Source organism: Bradyrhizobium genomosp. III, assembly GCF_000261705.1.
Lineage (GTDB): Bacteria > Pseudomonadota > Alphaproteobacteria > Rhizobiales > Xanthobacteraceae > Bradyrhizobium > Bradyrhizobium ottawaense.
Genome location: NZ_AJQF01000515.1, coordinates 1 through 16,271 on the forward strand (window position 1 = coordinate 1; position 16,271 = coordinate 16,271).

A 16,271-nucleotide genomic window follows, 5' to 3' on the forward strand; every position below is an offset into this window, starting at 1 on the left:
GGATTGGCCGCCCGCGCGCGGGCGGCTTAGATAATAACAGGGAGAGATTATGCGCACCTTCGCGATCGCCGCGTCCATCGCGGCACTGGCACTCGGACTTGCCGGGCCGGCATCGGCGCAATCGCCGATCATCATCAAGTTCAGCCACGTCGTCGCCACCGACACGCCGAAGGGCAAGGGGGCGGAGAAGTTCAAGGAGCTCGCCGAGAAGTACACCGGCGGAAAGGTCAAGGTCGAGGTCTACCCGAACTCGACGCTGTACAAGGACAAGGAAGAGCTCGAGGCGCTCCAGCTCGGCAGCGTGCAGATGCTGGCGCCGTCGAACTCCAAGTTCGGACCGCTCGGCATTCGCGAGTTCGAGGTGTTCGATCTGCCCTACATCCTGCCCGACCTGAAGACGCTGCGGAAGGTGACGGAAGGCCCGCTCGGCACGCGGCTTCTCAAGCTGCTGGATGCCAAGGGCATCACCGGCCTTGCCTATTGGGACAACGGCTTCAAGCAGATGAGCGCCAACAAGAAGCTGATCGCGCCCGTCGACTATCAGGGCGTCAAGTTCCGCATCCAGTCCTCGCGCGTGCTGCAAGCCCAGTTCAAGGCGCTCAGCTCGCTGCCGCAGGTGATGGCGTTCTCGGAAGTCTACCAGGCGCTCCAGACCGGCGTGGTCGACGGCCAGGAGAACACCTGGTCGAACATCTATACCCAGAAGATGCACGAGGTGCAGAAGTACATCACCGAGACCAATCACGGCTACATCGGCTACGTCGTGATCGTGAACAAGAAGTTCTGGGACGATCTGCCGGCCGACATCCGCGAGCAGCTCACCAAGGCGATGAAGGAAGCGACCGACTTCAGCAACGCGCAGTCGCAGAAGGAAAACGACGACGCGCTCGCCGAGATCAAGAAGAGCGGCAAGAGCGAGATCATCAAGCTCACCGGCGCGCAGGACGAGGCGATGCGCAAGGCGATGGAGCCGGTCTACAAGGACGCCGCAGGCCGCATCGGCCAGCCGCTGATCGACGAATTCCTCAAGGAAGCTAAGAGCACCACGAATTGAGCGCGACGAACTGATCGTTTCGAACGATGAACGAAGGCTTCCGTGCGGTCTGCACGGAAGCCTTTTTGTTGCGAATGATGTCCGATTGCGGCTGGAGGTAAAATCGGGCGTTACAGTCCTGGTAAGGGCGCGCTTCCTGTCCAAGTTGTAAGTTGCGGGTCAGCCGCGTCGGGCCCATCTTCAGGGACATCCTTCCAGAGGAGGTCCGGATGAGGAAGTTCACCATCGCCGCCATCGCCGTGCTCAGCATCGCCGGCTCGGGCGCGGTCTATGCCCAATATCATCGTCCGTGGATGGAGCACATCCGCCACATCCGCATGAACCCGGAAGACCGCGCCGCTTTTGTCGACGCGCGGATCGCCGCCGTCCATGCCGGGCTGAAGCTCAACGCCGACCAGGAGAAGCTGTGGCCGCCGGTCGAGGCTGCGGTGCGCGAATTCGCCAAGCTGCGCATCGACCGCGCCAATGCGCGGATGAACGCCGGCCCCGGTGACGCCGGCAAGGACGCCGACAGGCCGGAGGATCCGGTCGCCCGCCTGCGCCAGCGCGCCGAGGACATGGGCGCGACCTCGGCGGCCCTGAAGAAGATCGCCGATGCCGCCGACCCGCTCTACAAGACCCTGGACGAGGGCCAGAAGCGGCGCCTCGCCGTGCTGACCCGCCACCGCGGCCCGTTCGGCGGCGGCGAAGACGGCCCGCACCGCCACTTCATGGAACGCGGCATGGACCGCATGATGGAGCGCGGCATGGAGCACTTCCATCGTGACCGTTTCGACCGCGACGGCGGTCCCGACCGGGATCGCGAGGGCCGGCTCTGAACGGGACTGGATTTTGCGACGATTGACCCTGGAGAAGCCGCTGGAATCCAGCGGCTTTTCGCTTTCTGGGGACTGTGGAAAAACCTTCATTGCATCGCTTGCCAGACCCGGATCGCTTTGCTAAACGACCGACCTCGCAAGGCACTAGCCGCCTTTCGGGCGCATAGCTCAGTTGGTAGAGCAGCTGACTCTTAATCAGCGGGTCCCAGGTTCGAGCCCTGGTGCGCCCACCAAATCAACGACTTAGCCAGCAAGACCGTTTGAGCAACTGATTTTTCAAACGGTCCTTTTGGAAAATGTGACCCACCAGCACTCGATGCTGTGGGGCGCGGCCTCGCTCCATAGATTAGGCAGTTCGCCCGCCTGAATTGCTACCGTCGCAGCAAAAAACGGTCTTGCGGCCCGAGCCCCGGCCTCAAAAGATGGCGACCGGGAAGGCGCCGCGATGTGTCCAATGATGGACTGGAGCGAGAGTTCAATTGTTTCAATTGGTTAGGACGCGGCGCGTGCATGACGTGTGCACCGGAAGATCAAGAAAAAGCTTGCGAGAGCCAGTGTTAGCAGACGCTCAGAAGCGGAGCAGGGCACGTGAACTTGGCCGACGTGCGCGAGAAACGACTCGCCAGGGCGCGGGAGCTACGGGTGCGGGGACGAGCGGCCGCTGGTGCTGGCTTCAGGTTGGCGGCCTCCGATGCAGGACAGGCAGCCCTATGCGGCCGTCCAGCCGCCATCGATGGCGAGATTTGCGCCGGTGATCTGCGCGGCGTCGTCGCTGCACAGGAACAGCGCGAGCGAGGCGACTTGCTCAGCCGTGACGAACTCTTTCGTGGGCTGCGCTGCGAGCAGGATGTCACTGATGACCTCATCTCTCCTCAAGTTGCGCGCCTTCATCGTGTTCGGGATCTGCCTCTCCACCAGCGGGGTCCAGACGTAACCCGGGCTGATGCAGTTGCAGGTGATCTTCGACCGGGCAAGCTCCAGCGCTGCCGTCTTTGTGAGGCCCGCGATGCTATGCTTGGCAGCGACATAGGCCGACTTGAAGGGGGAGGCGACCTGCGAATGAGCCGAGGCCGTGGTGATGATGCGGCCCCAGCCGCGCCTCTTCATGCCGGGCACTGCTGCTCGGATGGCGTGGAATGCGGCGGACAGGTTGATCGCGATGATCGCATCCCACTTCTCGACCGGAAATTCTTCAATGGGAGAGACGTGCTGGATGCCGGCGTTGTTGATGAGAACGTCAACACTGCCGAAGGTGCTTTCGCCGAGCGCGATCAGGTCGACTACTTCTTTCGGCTTCGCCATGTCCGCGGGCGAATAGATCGCCTGGACCGAAAATTCGCTCTCGATTGCGGAGCGCTCCGTCTCGACGTCGGCCGGAGCGCCCATGCCGTTGAGCACGATGTTGGCGCCGGCGCCTGCGAACGCACGCGCGCAGGCAAGGCCTATGCCGCTGGTCGAGCCGGTCACGACTGCCGTTTTGCCTTTCAGAATACTCATCTCAATTCGCTTGTTCTGTATGTTGGGTTAAAGCTCACGGGGGGGCTTGGTTGCGTGGAGCTTGGTCAGGTGACCAGACTTCGCTCCGAGGCCCGGAACGCACGTCGGCTTGGTTCCTGCAGATAGTCATGGGCCACTCTGCCGAGGCCGAGCATGAGATCCGCACGGATGTGAGTTGCGGAGACGATTTCGAGCACCGGCAGATCGGCCACCGGTGCCAAGGCATGCGGCGTCAGCGATAGGGCTGCGGGCCCGGTCCAGGCCCCCTTCAGCGCAATCTGCTCAAGATGGTATTCGACGAGCTCGCAGATCCGCGGGCTGCCGTCGACATGCGGGATGATCTTGAGCAGGAAATTCGGCTCGCTCAGCGCGGCCTTGACCTGGCAAAGGTCGGCCTCCCGGTGCTTGTAGCCCATCGTACCCGTTGCAACCCGCAAGGGGCCGTAGTCCAGCGTGCCGATCAGGGTGTCGATTTCGGTTCGTAATGTCGGCTGGGCCAGCTTTTTCGGAAAGCCCCAGAGTTCGCGCCCGCTTGCAATCGGGCCTTCGTCGTTGAGGAACATGCAGTGCGTGTACCCGCCCTTGCGCCCTCGGAAGGAGACCGGGATGACCTGGCCGCTTTCGGTGTAGTCGCCAAAGCCGTTCGAATCCGGCATGCGGATGAATTCATATTTGACGAGCGCTTCGCGTGCATCGAGCTCCAGCGGTTCAGGCACCACGGCGCGCAGCTTTGCCGGGTCGGTGCGATAGGTGATGATCAGGTATTCGCGGTCGACAAACCGATACGGTCCTGGCGTACAGGCCGGGCTGGTAAGCGGCATTGCAAAGGCACGCTTTCGTACTTCACTCTCACGCATTTGGTTCTCCCTGCAGCGGCCATGACGGCCGGACCTATTCGCGACCATCGTTCTCCAGGTCGAATGTAAAAACGCCGTCCGCGCTGGCGGGGCGTGTGAGCACCTCGGGATGTCGCAGCGTGCGGAGTGCATCGTGGTAACCGGCGCGCCAGTGATCCTGCATCGAAAGCCGGGAGAACTCGTAGTCCTTCGAGTGCCCTTCGTGATTGCGTGCGCGATAAATCAGGTGGACGATGTTGTAGACGTTGTGAGAGACCGCGGTGCTGAGGAGCTTCACGTCGTCATGTTCCTGAAGCTCTTTCGGAAGCCGGCCCAACAGGGCGGTGAGCGCACGTCGCAGGCGCTGCACACGCTTGAACTGATCGGTGCTTGCGCGCGTGCGGCTCGAATATTGAATCTCCTTTTGACGCGTGACGACCTCGGCCATGTTGCCCGGGAGCTGACCTTTCGCGCTCCAGAGATCGACCTGAAAGGCCAGCATGTCCTGCGGCGCACCCCAGTCGATCACCCATTGCAGCGGCGTATTGGACACCAGGCCGCCGTCCCAGTAATGCTCGCCCTCGATCTCCACCGCGGGAAAGCCCGGCGGCAGCGCGCCGCTCGCCATGATGTGCTCCGGCAGGATCGTATGGGTGCTGTTGTCGAAATAGACGAAATTGCCCGTTCTTACGTTGACCGCACCTGCACTGAAGCGCGTCATTCCCTCGTTGAGACGATCGAAGTCGACCAGGCGCTCCAGCGTGCTCTTCAACGCACTTGTGTCGTAGAAGCTGGTCGCCTCGGTCGTTCCGCCGGAATGTAACCAGGGCATGAGGGGGCGCGCCGAGAAAAATCCGTTTGCGCCGCATGCCGCGGCAAGGCCGGCGCTCATCTGGTTGAGGACATTGCGTGCATTGTCGTTGCGCCTATCGAGAAGTGGATTTCCGGACCAATCCCAGGGCGCAGTGGAAGTCACTTGCGTCCAGAAATCGCGGAGCCGGTCAACACGGGACTCCGGCGGGTTGCCTGCGATGATCGCGGCGTTGATTGCGCCGATCGAAATGCCGGCCACCCAATCTGGATGGATGCCGGCTTCGGCGAGCGCCTCATAGACGCCCGCCTGGTAGGCCCCCAGAGCGCCGCCGCCCTGCAGCAGCAGGGCAATGCAATCGAATGGTAGCCGCCGTTGGGCGGCCGGCAGATGGGGGCGAGGCTGGAAGTTCATGACTTGGCTTGCTCTCGGGTGTGTGTTGATCGAGGCTGACGTCGTGCGAAGGCCCTCGATAAAAAGAAACTATACGGTATAGTGTATATACGTGCGCATCGATCAAGCAACTCACGAGATCGTGCTTCAGCGGCAGATCAGCCAGTTGTCGGTTAGTGCTGAGTTGATCGCTGTCCGACCTTGGGCGGCTCCAGCATCACTTCCTTCAAGCGATCACCACTGGTGACGACGACCACGAAGTTGAGTTTGCCGTCCTGCTTCACCAGCCCACCGGCGAGTGCGTTTCCCGCCGCGGCCTTTTCGGCGACCCGCACCGCGTCCGACAGTTCCTGCTTGATCCACTTCAGGGCGATGATGTTGGCCAGGTCCTCTCGATCGAGTTCCTTCAGCGATGACGCAATTTCCGCTTGCGATACGCTTCCGGTGTTCGCATCTATGACATTTTCAAAGATCCGCTCATTCTTGACCGTGCGCACGCGATAGACCGGCGGGCCCGATATCTCGAAACTGACGTCTGCGGTCCTCGAGCCGTCATGCAGCCGCTCCGCGATCGCCATTGCCTGGCCGAGTGGTACCTTCGTGGTGCTGAATTGTTCGAGCACACGGCGAATAGCTGCTTCGTCGGCATTACCCTGCGCGGCCGCGGTGTGCTGTTCTGCATCGGCAGGAGCCTGCGTGACATCGGCCATAGCTCCCGTGCCAGCAAGGGCAGCCGAAAAAACGATCAGGGCAAACAGGTGCTTCTTGGACATCGCGTGAATCCTGTGGTTTTCATCCAAAAACATGAACAGTGACCTAGTTCGGCACGAGAGCGTATCGGCAAGGACCGTGCTCGCGACTCAATGAAACGCAGCCGCCGCGGCTGGTTTCGAAACCCGGATGTCGAGCGGATCGCCGCCGCTTTCCGGGGCGTGCCTGAGCGAGGGTGCGCTGTCGTGCCGCGACATCACGTGGCCTCGTGGCTTTGCTTGCTTGATCGTGAACGGGGGACTGCAACCGTGCCAGGCTTTCGCGGAGGCGCAGATCAGTCGTCGGCGCTGGGCTACTGTCACTGATAATCACAGCGGCGTTGGCGACCTCAGGTTCCAGCAGCTGCGATGGAGCCACAGCGATATCGTGTTCAGGGGGCATCGGGAGCAGTCCGAACCCGATGGTATCGATGATGACCGCTTCCGGTCCTTTCAGCTCTGTGTGGATGCGGATCGGCGGCAGCGCAGAATGCGAGTCCGTGAGCCGGCTCGGCAAAGGTGCGGGCAGCACCCAATCGGCGGCCAGCAGCAGCAGGAGCAGCGCTCCTCCAACCGACAGAAAATAGGCCCGCAACGGAAGCTCGGGTTCGACAAGACTGTTCGCGTGTCTCGACAGCGCAGATTTCCTGCTCACGGCAGCCGGCTCCTGGACATGGACTGATTTCGTCTCACCGTCAGATGCCCCAGGGGCGGGGATGCCGGCGCGCGAGTTCGGCATCGAGATAGCCGCGCTCGTCGATCCAGTCGGCCGGGCAATAGGCCATCGCCTTCGGGTCGATCAGGTGCCCGTCGCGTTCGAGGGCCGTTCGCGTGCCGGTGAGTCCGGTCCACACTGAAGCGCCGGTGGCCGGCTCCACGTGCATGATGTCGAACACTTCGATGAAGTTGAGCATGTCGAAATTCCAGGATGCTCAGGCGGCGGAGGGGGAAGGGTGCTCGACCCCTTCAAGCGCGATGCCTCTGCGGACGAGTTCCAATTCGATCATGTCGAACATGCATTCGACTGGCGCGAGCCAGACGTTGACCGAATAGATGATGCAACCGCGAGCGAGCAGCAGTGCCGCGGTCATGCGAAGCTCCGTGGGCTGGCCGCATGCCGTACCGGGGCGGGCTCGCGATCGGCGAGCGCGTGCACCCAGGCGAGCACCGAGATGGTGAGACCCAGCAGTAGGCTCACGCCCACGAGCGACACGGCCACGATCAGATTGAGCGACGCGACGGCAATCCCCGGCCAGGGATTTTCCCGTACCAGCGCCAAGAACAGGCTTGATATCCTCGACCTCATAAATAAACTACACCGTATATTTCATATACAGCGCGGATCGCGGGATGTGTCAAGAGCTGAGACTCACAAGCCCGTGTTCGTCCTGGTTGGACGATGGGGACTTCGGAATGAGGCCGGGATTCCCCTTTCGGACAGCAGTGCCTCAACTTGAGAAGGGATTCGATATGTTCAAGAACCGACTGGTGCTCGCAGTCCTGGTGTTCGTTGCGCTGGGCGCCGAGGCTGCTTTCGCGCAGGAGGACCGCGGCACAGCCGAGCAGAGGGCGGCATGCGCGCCTGACGCGTTTCGCCTGTGCGCCGGCTACATCCCCGACGCCACGAATGTGGAAGCCTGTCTCAGGCAAAAAAAGTCAGAGCTGAGCGAAGCTTGCGGAGCTGTCTTCGAGCACGCAGCGGCCGCTGCTTCGGTCAAGACCGTGGGGTCGCACCGGTATCGTGGCACAAAAGATGAGGAATGATCGCATGAACACGATCTATTTTCCCGCTTTCGCCGCGTTCGGGGGCTCTGCCTTCGGAGCGATTTCCACGATCGTGACGGGATGGGTGACCCGTCGCCGCAGGGTCCGGGAGCGCCATCATGCCCACGCGGTCTCCAAGCGTGAAAAGCTGTATCGATGCTTCATCGAGGAGGCGTCCCGGCTTTATGCGGACGCGCTGACCAGCGACAAATCCGAGATCCCGGCATTGGTGAATTTGTATGCGCTGATCGGGCGCATGCGGATCCTGTCCAATGATGAGGTTGTCCATGCTGCGGAGCGGGCAGGGCGGCTGATCATCGAGACTTACCTTGCGCCGAACACATCGTTCGTCGACCTGCCGGGCTTCTTGGAGGAGATGGATCCGTTGCGTGAATTCGGCGAGGCCTGCCGGGGTGAAATGCAGGCGTCCCCGTCACGTTGAGGCCGAACGTGCTCCAGGCACAGACTACCCGTCAGGTTGGATCGTCGTGCACCCACGAAAGAATTGTGCAGGCTGCCATTCGGCTGTACCGGGCCATCGGCTATCGGAAGACGACGGTTGCCGACGTCGCCCGCGGCGCGTCCATGTCCCCGGCAAACCTCTACCGGTTCTATCCTTCCCGCCAGGCGCTCGAAGAGGCAGTGGTGGCAGAATTGCTTGATGAGGTGTCGGCGGCAGCCGCAAGTGCACCTCGCCGTGGCGGCTCCGGCCTGGACCGCCTGAGCGCGACTCTCATCACGATCTCCCAGCGACATGAACACAGGCTGACACACGATCTCAGGCTGCACGAATTGGTGGTTGCCGCAGGACAGGCGAATTGGCCGATCGCCCTGTCCCACGCCGACGGGGTCCGCGGTCTCGTGCAGTCGATCATCGCGGCTGGGCAGGCGAGCGGCGAATTTCGAGCAGGGAGCCCGATGGTGCTCGCTTGCTGCCTGCTCGATGCGCTGGATGCATACCTCAATCCGTCGCGCATCAAAGCGCATGCTCTTCGGCCGGCCTTCGGCGAGATGATGAGCTTTTGCGCCGAAGCGCTCAGCAACGCAGCGTCCGTTAACGCGGCGTCCTCTCAAGTGACCGGCATCCGGGTCGATTTGCTTTACAAGCCTGCCGGTCGAACCTAGCGCTCGACGGGTTGCCGGCTCACGGCGTCCAGTCCGCCTCACAGGCCGCAAGGAAAAAGCCGACCCGTTCGCGCACGAAAGACGGCAATTCCCGTCTCAGCTCCTTCGGTGTTTCTCCCACCAACGAACGAAACAGCATCGGCAACAGGATCAGATCCAGAAAGATCTGAGCGGTGGCAAGGCTTCGCTTCCCGGTGAAGGGACCTTTTGGAGAGCGCGCCAGCTTCTGCGTCGCTTCATTCAAGAGTTGGGAAACGGCGTTGACGGAGCGATCGCGCGCGGCATCGTGGACGTTGCGGCTCAATTCGGGGAAACGCTGCGCCTCGGCAATCGTGGCGCGAACCATGCCCAACGATTCTTCGATGACCTTCTCCACGACCGCGGTGCCGAGACTTGAGAGCTTGTCCTGAAGGGTGCGGCCCTCAGGCTCGAAGCCTTCGAAATCCGTCAGCCCAGTGATGGTGCGGGCCACCACCGCCGCGAACAGTGCGTCCTTGCCGGGGAAATGAGCATAGATGGTTGGCTTGCTCGCCGGCGCCAGCTCGGAGATGTCATCGATGCTGGCGCTGCGGTAGCCCTTCTCGAGAAAGAGTTGCTGAGCTGCATCGAGGATCCGAGCCTGGACGTCGCCGGCAAGGTCTTTCGTTGGTCTGCCCCGTTTCGGGCTGCTCTTTTTTGTCATCCGTCGGTCTCCCAATCACGAGTCTGTGCGCACGCAGATCGCACTTGACACGCCCGGCGGGAAAAGGCAAGAAAAAGAAAATATACGGTATAGTTTATTTAATCGTCGCTGGGTCGGCAAAGACCTGCGACGGCTCCCGGATGGTCGAAGCCGCAAGGTGCGTTGGCCTCGCGATCGTCCGGTCCACTTCAGGAGATCACAGTGACCATGTTGAGCCCGGACCCGTACCGCCCACAAGACGGCATCCTGCTGCGCGAATTGCATCACAGGGTCGATAAAGGGATCGCCTCGGCGATCGATCTGGTCGCGGCTGCGGCCATCCGGGCCGACGGACCGGAAGCAAAGGCCGCTTTGAGCGATGTGGTCGAGCTGCTGCATGGACATGCGGAGTGGGCGCTTGCAGTGCCACAGGGCGAAGCCCTCAATGACGCCGCGACATACATTCGCAGACTGGGCTGCGCCATGCGCCAGTCCTTGTTGGATCGAATGGGGATCCGGCTGGCATTCGCAACTGAGGCTCTCCCGCTTCAATCAGAGCGGTGTGGGCGGCTTGGCCTGATCGTCCACGATCTGATTGTAAACGCAGCGAAGCATGCGTATTTCGGCGCGCGCGCCGGCGAGATCAAAGTCAAGCTGACGCGCATCGGCTCGGTCGCGAACTGCGTCGTGCTGGATAACGGCTCGCGGCCGGGGCGGGCGGCCCCGGGCCGGGAGCTCCAGATCAGCAATGATCTTGCCAAGGGGCTCGGCGGACGGATCGAGCACGGCATAGCCGCCGAGTTCACGTCCGTCATTTTCTCATTTCACCTGAGCGAGCGGGAGCAGCAGGCGAGCTGGTCGATGGCGACGCGCCGCATGAGGTCGCCACGTCGGCTGAAGGCCAGGTCGTCCGTGGCGCCTGGCCCTAGCTCCGGCCTCTCGGATCAGATCGAGCGTCCGGCCGCCATGCGAACGGATCCAAATCTATTGCGAGCGCATCCGAGCGAACCGGTCTCGCTCAGCGGGGCCTCGGACGTCTTGGGCGGGCTGCTGTCACCCTCTCCCCGCGTGGCCGCGCTATGAAACCGCGCTATTTCAACCAATCCAAGATCGGTCTGAGGCCTCTCGGCGCCTTGGCGCTCGCGCTTGTCGCCGGCGCGCTCGGCGGCTGCGATGATCACGCCGCCATGCCCCCCGCGCGCGCCGCGTTCGTGCGCACGGAAATCGTGCAGCCCAGGGATCGGCAGTCCTTGATCACTTTGACCGGCGAGGTGCAGGCCCGCTTTCGGGCGGATCTCTCGTTTCGCGTCAGCGGGCGTGTCCTCGCGCGTTATGCCGATGTCGGGACCCACGTGAAGGCCGGCGAAGTGCTGGCGCTTCTCGACCCGGCCGAACAGGAGGCCGATGTCGATGCCGCGACCGCCGCTGTTCTCGCCGCAGAATCGCAGCTGCGTGTGGCAAAGGCGACTTTCGATCGGCAGAAGGCGCTGATCGCAAGCGGCTTCACCACGCGCACGGCCTACGACCAGGCGCAGGAGGGATTGCGCACCGCGGAAGGCGCGCTCGAAGCGGCAACAGCGCAGCTTGGAACCTCAAAGGACGCCCTCGGCTATACCGCGCTGCGAGCCGGAGCGGACGGCGTCGTCACCGCGCGCAATCTGGAAACCGGTCAAGTCGTACAGGCTGCGCAACCCGTATTTTCGCTGGCGCAGGATGGGGAGCGAGACGCCGTCTTTGACGTTTATGAGTCCATTTTCCTCAGCAATGCCGATAGCCGCGACGTTTCGTTGGCGCTCGTCTCCGATGCGGGCGTGACCGCAGGCGGCCAAGTTCGGGAGGTTTCGCCGGCCGTCGACGCCAAGAGTTCGACCATTCGGGTCAAGGTTGCCATCGAGGATCCGCCTGCCGCAATGACGCTTGGAAGCCCCGTCGCGGGAACTGTGAAAGTAAAGGCCGAGCGGCAGATCGCATTGCCCTGGCGTGCATTGATGGCGGCCGATACCAGGCCCGCGGTCTGGACCGTCGATCCGGCGACGCGGACAGCCTCGCTGAAGCCGGTAACAGTGAGCGGCTACGAGGCCGGAGAAGTATTGATCAAAGCGGGCCTCGAGCCGGGCGAGCGCGTCGTCGTCGACGGCGGCAAGCTTTTGAGCGTGGGCCAGTCCGTGACTTATGAAGGAGACCGGTCATGACGAGCCGCGCAATGATCGTGGCGGGCCCACTTGCATGTGCGTTGGCACTTGCCGGATGTCAGCAGGAGACAAAGGCGCCCGAGCCCGTGCGGCCAGTCCAATCGGTGCTTCTCGAAGCGGACCGCGCAGACGATGCGGTGGCGGTGGGCGTCGTCGAGCCACGCTACAAGACAAATCTCGGTTTCCGCGTACTGGGACGCCTGACCACGCGACCTGTCTATGTCGGTGATCTCGTGAATGAAGGACAGACGGTGGGCGTCGTCGATCCCACGGCCCTTGAGCTCGCCGTTCGCGCCGCCAAAGGGCAGCTTGCCAAGGCCGAGGCGCAGTTCGCGACCGTGAGAGCGACGGAGGAACGGCAGCGAACGCTCATCACGACCGATGCGACCACCAAGCAGACGTTGGACAACGCCGAGCAGGCGCGTGCCGGCGCCGAAGCAACGGTGGCTCGCGAACAGGCAAATCTGACCAAGGCGATCGAGCAGCTCGGCTATTCGCAGATCAAGGCCGATTTCGCCGGTGTGGTCACCGCAGTGGGGGCTGAAGTCGGCCAGGTGGTATCTCCCGGCCAAAGCGTGGTGACGATCGCAAGACCCGATATTCGCGAAGCTGTCGTCGACATCGGACAGGACTTTCCGTTGCCGCTGGAGATCGGCCTGCCATTCACGGTCAGCCTGCAGCTCTTGCCCTCCGTTCAGGTGCAAGGGAGCGTTCGCGAGATCGCGCCGCAAGCCGATCCGGTGACGCGATTGAGGCGGGGGCGCATTGCGCTCAGTAATCCGCCCGAAGGATTCCGCCTCGGCGCGACTGTCACCGCGAAACTTGACAAGAGCCAAGGCGGGATATTGCGCCTGCCCAGCTCGGCGCTGCTCGCCAAGGACGGCGCAAATTTTGTCTGGATCGTCGATCAGCCCGCCAACACGGTCTCGCTGCACAGGATCGATGTGGCCGCAGACCAAACCGGCGCGCGCGTCACCGGCGGGCTCGCTCCCGGCACACGCGTCGTCACCGCGGGGATCCACAGCCTCAAGCAAGGACAGCAAGTCCGCATTGCACAGGATGAAATGCCATGAAACCGTTCAACCTTTCCGACTGGGCGCTCGGCCATCGTTCGCTCGTCTGGTATTTCATGATCGCCTTCATGGCCGCGGGCCTTTTTGCGTACCTTCAGCTGGGACGACAGGAAGATCCTGACTTCACCATCAAAACCATGGTGATCCAGGCGCAGTGGCCGGGCGCCTCGCCTGAAGAGATGACACGCCAGGTCACCGACCGGATCGAGAAGAAGCTGGAGGAGCTCGAATCGCTCGACTACACCAAGAGCGTGACGGTTGCGGGCCAGACCACCGTCTTCGTTTATCTGCGCGACACCACAAAGGCTGCCGACGTCAAGCCGACATGGGTTCGCGTCCGCAACATGATCGCGGATATCAAGGGCGACTTCCCGCAAGGAGTGATCGGGCCCGGCTTCAACGACCGCTTCGGCGATGTGTTCGGCAACATCTACGCGTTCACCAGCGACGGGCTGAGCCAACGACAGCTGCGCGATCAGGTCGAGGACATCCGAGCCAAGGTCCTGACCGTGCCCGATGTCGGCAAGGTCGACATCCTGGGCGCGCAGGACGAGGTCATTTATCTCGAATTCTCCACCCGCAAGATCGCAGCCCTCGGTCTCGACGTCCACTCCATCATGGCGTCTCTGCAGGGGCAGAACGCGGTCACGCCGTCCGGCGTGTTCCAGGAAGGGCCCGAGCGGATCAGTGTGCGAGTGAACGGCCAGTTCACGTCAGAGGCAAGCCTGAAGGCAGTCAATCTGCGCATCAACGATCGCTTCTTCCCCCTGACCGACGTCGCAACCATCACGCGCGGATATGCCGACCCGGCCAGGACGTTGTTCAGGTACAATGGCGAGCCGGCGATCGCGCTTGCCATCGGCATGAAGTCCGGCGCAAATCTGCTGCACTTCGGCGAAGCGCTGAAGGAGGAGATGTCGAAAATCACGGCCGACTTGCCGATCGGGGTCGGCGTTCAACTCGTCGCCGATCAACCCATCGTGGTCGAGCATGCCGTATCCGGCTTCACCGAGGCGCTGTTCGAGGCCGTGATCATCGTCCTCGGCATCAGCTTTCTCAGCCTGGGCATGCGCGCCGGACTCGTCGTCGCGATTGCGATTCCGCTGGTTCTCGCCATCACCTTCGTCGTGATGGCCTATGCCGGCATTTCGCTGCAGCGAATCTCGCTTGGTGCCTTGATCATCGCGCTCGGCCTCCTGGTCGATGACGCCATGATTGCGGTCGAAATGATGGTAGCGCGCCTCGAAGTCGGAGATCCCCTCGAAAAGGCGGCAACCCACGTCTATACCTCGACCGCCTTTCCCATGCTGACGGGCACGCTGGTGACCGTCGCCGGCTTTATTCCGATCGGGCTCAATAACAGCAATGCGGGTGAGTTTACCTTCACGCTGTTCGTTGTCATCGCGGTTTCCCTGATCGTCTCCTGGATCGTGGCGGTGCTGTTCACGCCGTTGCTCGGCGTCACCATCCTGCCCGCAAGAATAAAGGGCCATCATGAAGAGAAGGGGCGCGTAGCGCAGCTGTTCGCGCGTCTCTTGCTCTTCTGCATGCATTATCGCTGGATGACGATCGGCGTCACGGTTGCGGCCTTTCTGCTGGCGCTGTTCGGCATGAACTTCGTGCAGCAGCAGTTCTTCCCGTCGTCCGATCGCGCCGAGCTGGTGATCGACTGGAACCTGCCGCAGAACGCGTCGATCGCCGACTCCAATGCGCAGATGGCGCGCTTCGAACGCGAACAGCTTCAGGGCAACAATTCGGTTGATCACTGGTCAACCTATGTCGGCACCGGCTCGCCGCGTTTCGTCCTGTCCTTCGACGTGCAGACCGCCAACACCTGGTTCGGCCAGATGGTGGTCGTGACCAAGGGCGGCATCAAGGCGCGCGACCAGGTCAAGGCACAGTTCGAGCACTACCTGAAGAAGACGTTCCCGGGGACCGACACCTACGTCAAGCTGCTCGAAGTCGGGCCGCCGGTGGGTCGTCCCGTGCAGTATCGCTTGAGTGGGCCCGACATCGCGAAGGTGCGAGATCTCTCGCAGAAGCTTGCCGGCATCGTTCGAAGCAACTCCGATCTCGGCAATGTCGTGTTCGACTGGATGGAGCCGGCCCGCGTCGTCAAGGTCGACGTTCTCCAGGACAAGGCGCGCCAGCTCGGCGTGACCTCGGAGGACATTGCCACGACCTTGAATTCGGTGCTCGAGGGCACGCCGATCACGCAGGTGCGCGACAGCATCTATCTCGTCAATGTCACCGGACGTGCAACCGCGCCGGAACGTGCTTCCATCAACACGCTGCGCGATTTGCAGTTGACGGGGCTCGGCGGTCAATCCGTGCCGCTCGGAGCCGTCGCCAATCTGCGGTACGAGCTCGAGCAGCCGACGATCTGGCGGCGCGCACGGATCCCCACCATCACGTTGAAGGCCGGCATCGTCGGCAACGTGCAGCCCAAGACGATCGTGGACCAGCTCGCGCCGAAGGTGGCGGAGTTCAGCAAAGCGCTACCGGCCGGCTATTCGGTGATGATCGGCGGCTCCGTGGAGGAGAGCGCCAAGAGCCAGGCGCCGATCATGGCCGTCGTTCCGCTCATGCTCTTCGTCATGGCCACGGTGCTGATGATCCAGTTGCAGAGCTTCCATCGCTTGTTTCTGGTGTTCGCCGTTGCGCCGCTCGCCGTCATCGGCGTGGTCATGGCGCTCCTGCCGAGCGGCGCCCCGCTTGGCTTCGTGGCTATCCTCGGCGTGCTCGCCCTGATCGGCATCCTGGTGCGCAACTCCGTGATCCTGATCGTCCAGATCGAGGATTTGAGGAAGGAGGGGCGCCCGGCCTGGGATGCCGTTGTGGAAGCGACCGAGCATCGCATGCGGCCGATCCTGCTGACCGCGGCCGCGGCAAGTCTCGCGCTGATTCCGATCGCGCGCGAGATCTTCTGGGGCCCGATGGCTTACGCGATGATGGGCGGCATCATTGTCGGCACGCTGCTGACGCTGCTGTTCCTGCCGGCGCTGTATGTGGCGTGGTTCCGCATTCACCCTGATCACAGCGATCACTCGTCCACGCATGAGCCCGCGGTGCCGTCTCACGATGATGCGCCTGCTTCGGAGCGGATATCCGTACCCAAACCCGAGCCCGTTCTCGAAACGCAGTTTTGACAAGAGGAAAGACCATGTCCCGCAAGAAACTCCTGATACTGTCCCTCACTGCAACGCTCGCAGCCGTGACGCTGTCGCCACATGCAGCCTTCGCGCAGTTTCCTCCGCCGCCCCCCATGGCCGGGCCTCCGCCGATTGCGGCCGGCGGG

At 62.5% G+C, this 16,271-nt stretch carries 18 protein-coding genes and 1 tRNA gene; 10 read left to right on the forward strand and 9 right to left on the reverse strand.

Annotation, left to right across the window (positions count from 1 at the left end):
• Nucleotides 1-49 precede the first annotated feature (49 nt).
• From IC66_RS0139935 to IC66_RS0139945, 3 genes are all read left to right on the forward strand, one after another.
• Nucleotides 50-1,054 (forward strand): TRAP transporter substrate-binding protein, encoded by a 1,005-nt coding sequence (locus IC66_RS0139935; RefSeq protein ID WP_038951210.1) that lies wholly within the window; start codon nt 50-52, stop codon nt 1,052-1,054.
• Between the two features lie 209 nt (nt 1,055-1,263).
• Entirely contained in the window at nt 1,264-1,872 is a 609-nt protein-coding gene (locus IC66_RS0139940) for a Spy/CpxP family protein refolding chaperone (RefSeq protein ID WP_038951211.1), read from the forward strand.
• A 157-nt stretch (nt 1,873-2,029) separates the two neighbouring features.
• A tRNA-Lys gene (locus IC66_RS0139945) sits at nt 2,030-2,105 on the forward strand.
• 475 nt (nt 2,106-2,580) lie between these two features.
• On the opposite strand, the gene IC66_RS0139950 is transcribed toward IC66_RS0139945, so the two are convergent.
• The 8 genes from IC66_RS0139950 to IC66_RS0139985 form a co-directional block, all read right to left on the reverse strand.
• Complete coding sequence (locus IC66_RS0139950; RefSeq protein ID WP_038951212.1) at nt 2,581-3,369, reverse strand: 3-hydroxybutyrate dehydrogenase; 789 nt, start codon at nt 3,367-3,369, stop codon at nt 2,581-2,583.
• A 65-nt stretch (nt 3,370-3,434) separates the two neighbouring features.
• Complete coding sequence (locus IC66_RS0139955; RefSeq protein WP_038951213.1) at nt 3,435-4,226, reverse strand: acetoacetate decarboxylase; 792 nt, start codon at nt 4,224-4,226, stop codon at nt 3,435-3,437.
• A gap of 34 nt (nt 4,227-4,260) precedes the next feature.
• On the reverse strand, nt 4,261-5,430 hold the full coding sequence (locus IC66_RS0139960) for a DUF3734 domain-containing protein (protein WP_038951214.1): 1,170 nt from the start codon (nt 5,428-5,430) through the stop codon (nt 4,261-4,263).
• Between the two features lie 152 nt (nt 5,431-5,582).
• Complete coding sequence (locus IC66_RS0139965; RefSeq protein ID WP_038951215.1) at nt 5,583-6,182, reverse strand: PepSY domain-containing protein; 600 nt, start codon at nt 6,180-6,182, stop codon at nt 5,583-5,585.
• Between the two features lie 43 nt (nt 6,183-6,225).
• Nucleotides 6,226-6,813: a hypothetical protein gene (locus tag IC66_RS46850; RefSeq protein WP_143279329.1), complete on the reverse strand. Its 588-nt coding sequence runs from the start codon at nt 6,811-6,813 to the stop codon at nt 6,226-6,228.
• Between the two features lie 40 nt (nt 6,814-6,853).
• Nucleotides 6,854-7,072, reverse strand: a complete 219-nt coding sequence (locus tag IC66_RS0139975; protein WP_038951218.1) for a hypothetical protein — start codon at nt 7,070-7,072, stop codon at nt 6,854-6,856.
• 18 nt (nt 7,073-7,090) lie between these two features.
• Nucleotides 7,091-7,249 carry a hypothetical protein gene (locus IC66_RS47920; protein ID WP_167456562.1) on the reverse strand — a complete coding sequence of 53 codons (159 nt, stop codon included), beginning with the start codon at nt 7,247-7,249 and terminating at the stop codon, nt 7,091-7,093.
• Nucleotides 7,246-7,437 (reverse strand): hypothetical protein, encoded by a 192-nt coding sequence (locus tag IC66_RS0139985; RefSeq protein WP_244429239.1) that lies wholly within the window; start codon nt 7,435-7,437, stop codon nt 7,246-7,248. The genes IC66_RS47920 and IC66_RS0139985 overlap by 4 nt, the downstream gene beginning before the upstream one ends.
• 191 nt (nt 7,438-7,628) lie before the next feature.
• On the opposite strand from IC66_RS0139985, the gene IC66_RS0139990 reads away from it, so the two are divergent.
• From IC66_RS0139990 to IC66_RS0140000, 3 genes are all read left to right on the forward strand, one after another.
• The gene (locus tag IC66_RS0139990) at nt 7,629-7,922 is read left to right on the forward strand and encodes a hypothetical protein (RefSeq protein WP_038973600.1); all 294 of its coding nucleotides are present in this window, start codon (nt 7,629-7,631) and stop codon (nt 7,920-7,922) included.
• Between the two features lie 4 nt (nt 7,923-7,926).
• Complete coding sequence (locus tag IC66_RS0139995) at nt 7,927-8,364, forward strand: hypothetical protein (RefSeq protein WP_038951222.1); 438 nt, start codon at nt 7,927-7,929, stop codon at nt 8,362-8,364.
• 65 nt (nt 8,365-8,429) lie between these two features.
• Nucleotides 8,430-9,047: a TetR/AcrR family transcriptional regulator gene (locus IC66_RS0140000; protein ID WP_244429240.1), complete on the forward strand. Its 618-nt coding sequence runs from the start codon at nt 8,430-8,432 to the stop codon at nt 9,045-9,047.
• Between the two features lie 19 nt (nt 9,048-9,066).
• Here IC66_RS0140000 and IC66_RS0140005 read toward each other — a convergent pair whose 3' ends face one another.
• Nucleotides 9,067-9,729, reverse strand: coding sequence for a TetR/AcrR family transcriptional regulator (locus tag IC66_RS0140005; RefSeq protein WP_038951224.1), 663 nt, complete (start codon nt 9,727-9,729; stop codon nt 9,067-9,069).
• A 207-nt stretch (nt 9,730-9,936) separates the two neighbouring features.
• Here IC66_RS0140005 and IC66_RS0140010 point away from each other — a divergent pair, with 207 nt between their 5' ends.
• The 4 genes from IC66_RS0140010 to IC66_RS0140025 are packed head-to-tail and all read left to right on the forward strand — an operon-like array spanning nt 9,937 to nt 16,122.
• Nucleotides 9,937-10,791, forward strand: a complete 855-nt coding sequence (locus tag IC66_RS0140010; protein ID WP_038951225.1) for a sensor histidine kinase — start codon at nt 9,937-9,939, stop codon at nt 10,789-10,791.
• The gene (locus tag IC66_RS0140015; RefSeq protein WP_038951226.1) at nt 10,788-11,900 is read left to right on the forward strand and encodes an efflux RND transporter periplasmic adaptor subunit; all 1,113 of its coding nucleotides are present in this window, start codon (nt 10,788-10,790) and stop codon (nt 11,898-11,900) included. The genes IC66_RS0140010 and IC66_RS0140015 overlap by 4 nt, the downstream gene beginning before the upstream one ends.
• A complete protein-coding gene (locus tag IC66_RS0140020; protein WP_038951227.1) occupies nt 11,897-12,973 on the forward strand; it encodes an efflux RND transporter periplasmic adaptor subunit in 1,077 nt (358 codons plus the stop codon). The genes IC66_RS0140015 and IC66_RS0140020 overlap by 4 nt, the downstream gene beginning before the upstream one ends.
• Entirely contained in the window at nt 12,970-16,122 is a 3,153-nt protein-coding gene (locus tag IC66_RS0140025; RefSeq protein ID WP_038951228.1) for an efflux RND transporter permease subunit, read from the forward strand. Before IC66_RS0140020 ends, IC66_RS0140025 begins: the two co-directional genes overlap by 4 nt.
• Nucleotides 16,123-16,271: the final 149 nt, after the last annotated feature.

What these genes read in the sequence shown, in the direction of transcription:
- IC66_RS0139935 (WP_038951210.1), top strand. Translation starts at nt 50, where the DNA reads ATGCGCACCTTCGCGATCGCCGCGTCCATCGCGGCACTGGCACTCGGA.
- IC66_RS0139940 (WP_038951211.1), top strand. Translation starts at nt 1,264, where the DNA reads ATGAGGAAGTTCACCATCGCCGCCATCGCCGTGCTCAGCATCGCCGGC.
- IC66_RS0139950 (WP_038951212.1), bottom strand. Translation starts at nt 3,369, where the DNA reads ATGAGTATTCTGAAAGGCAAAACGGCAGTCGTGACCGGCTCGACCAGC.
- IC66_RS0139955 (WP_038951213.1), bottom strand. Translation starts at nt 4,226, where the DNA reads ATGCGTGAGAGTGAAGTACGAAAGCGTGCCTTTGCAATGCCGCTTACC.
- IC66_RS0139960 (WP_038951214.1), bottom strand. Translation starts at nt 5,430, where the DNA reads ATGAACTTCCAGCCTCGCCCCCATCTGCCGGCCGCCCAACGGCGGCTA.
- IC66_RS0139965 (WP_038951215.1), bottom strand. Translation starts at nt 6,182, where the DNA reads ATGTCCAAGAAGCACCTGTTTGCCCTGATCGTTTTTTCGGCTGCCCTT.
- IC66_RS0139975 (WP_038951218.1), bottom strand. Translation starts at nt 7,072, where the DNA reads ATGCTCAACTTCATCGAAGTGTTCGACATCATGCACGTGGAGCCGGCC.
- IC66_RS47920 (WP_167456562.1), bottom strand. Translation starts at nt 7,249, where the DNA reads ATGACCGCGGCACTGCTGCTCGCTCGCGGTTGCATCATCTATTCGGTC.
- IC66_RS0139990 (WP_038973600.1), top strand. Translation starts at nt 7,629, where the DNA reads ATGTTCAAGAACCGACTGGTGCTCGCAGTCCTGGTGTTCGTTGCGCTG.
- IC66_RS0139995 (WP_038951222.1), top strand. Translation starts at nt 7,927, where the DNA reads ATGAACACGATCTATTTTCCCGCTTTCGCCGCGTTCGGGGGCTCTGCC.
- IC66_RS0140005 (WP_038951224.1), bottom strand. Translation starts at nt 9,729, where the DNA reads ATGACAAAAAAGAGCAGCCCGAAACGGGGCAGACCAACGAAAGACCTT.
- IC66_RS0140010 (WP_038951225.1), top strand. Translation starts at nt 9,937, where the DNA reads ATGTTGAGCCCGGACCCGTACCGCCCACAAGACGGCATCCTGCTGCGC.
- IC66_RS0140015 (WP_038951226.1), top strand. Translation starts at nt 10,788, where the DNA reads ATGAAACCGCGCTATTTCAACCAATCCAAGATCGGTCTGAGGCCTCTC.
- IC66_RS0140020 (WP_038951227.1), top strand. Translation starts at nt 11,897, where the DNA reads ATGACGAGCCGCGCAATGATCGTGGCGGGCCCACTTGCATGTGCGTTG.
- IC66_RS0140025 (WP_038951228.1), top strand. Translation starts at nt 12,970, where the DNA reads ATGAAACCGTTCAACCTTTCCGACTGGGCGCTCGGCCATCGTTCGCTC.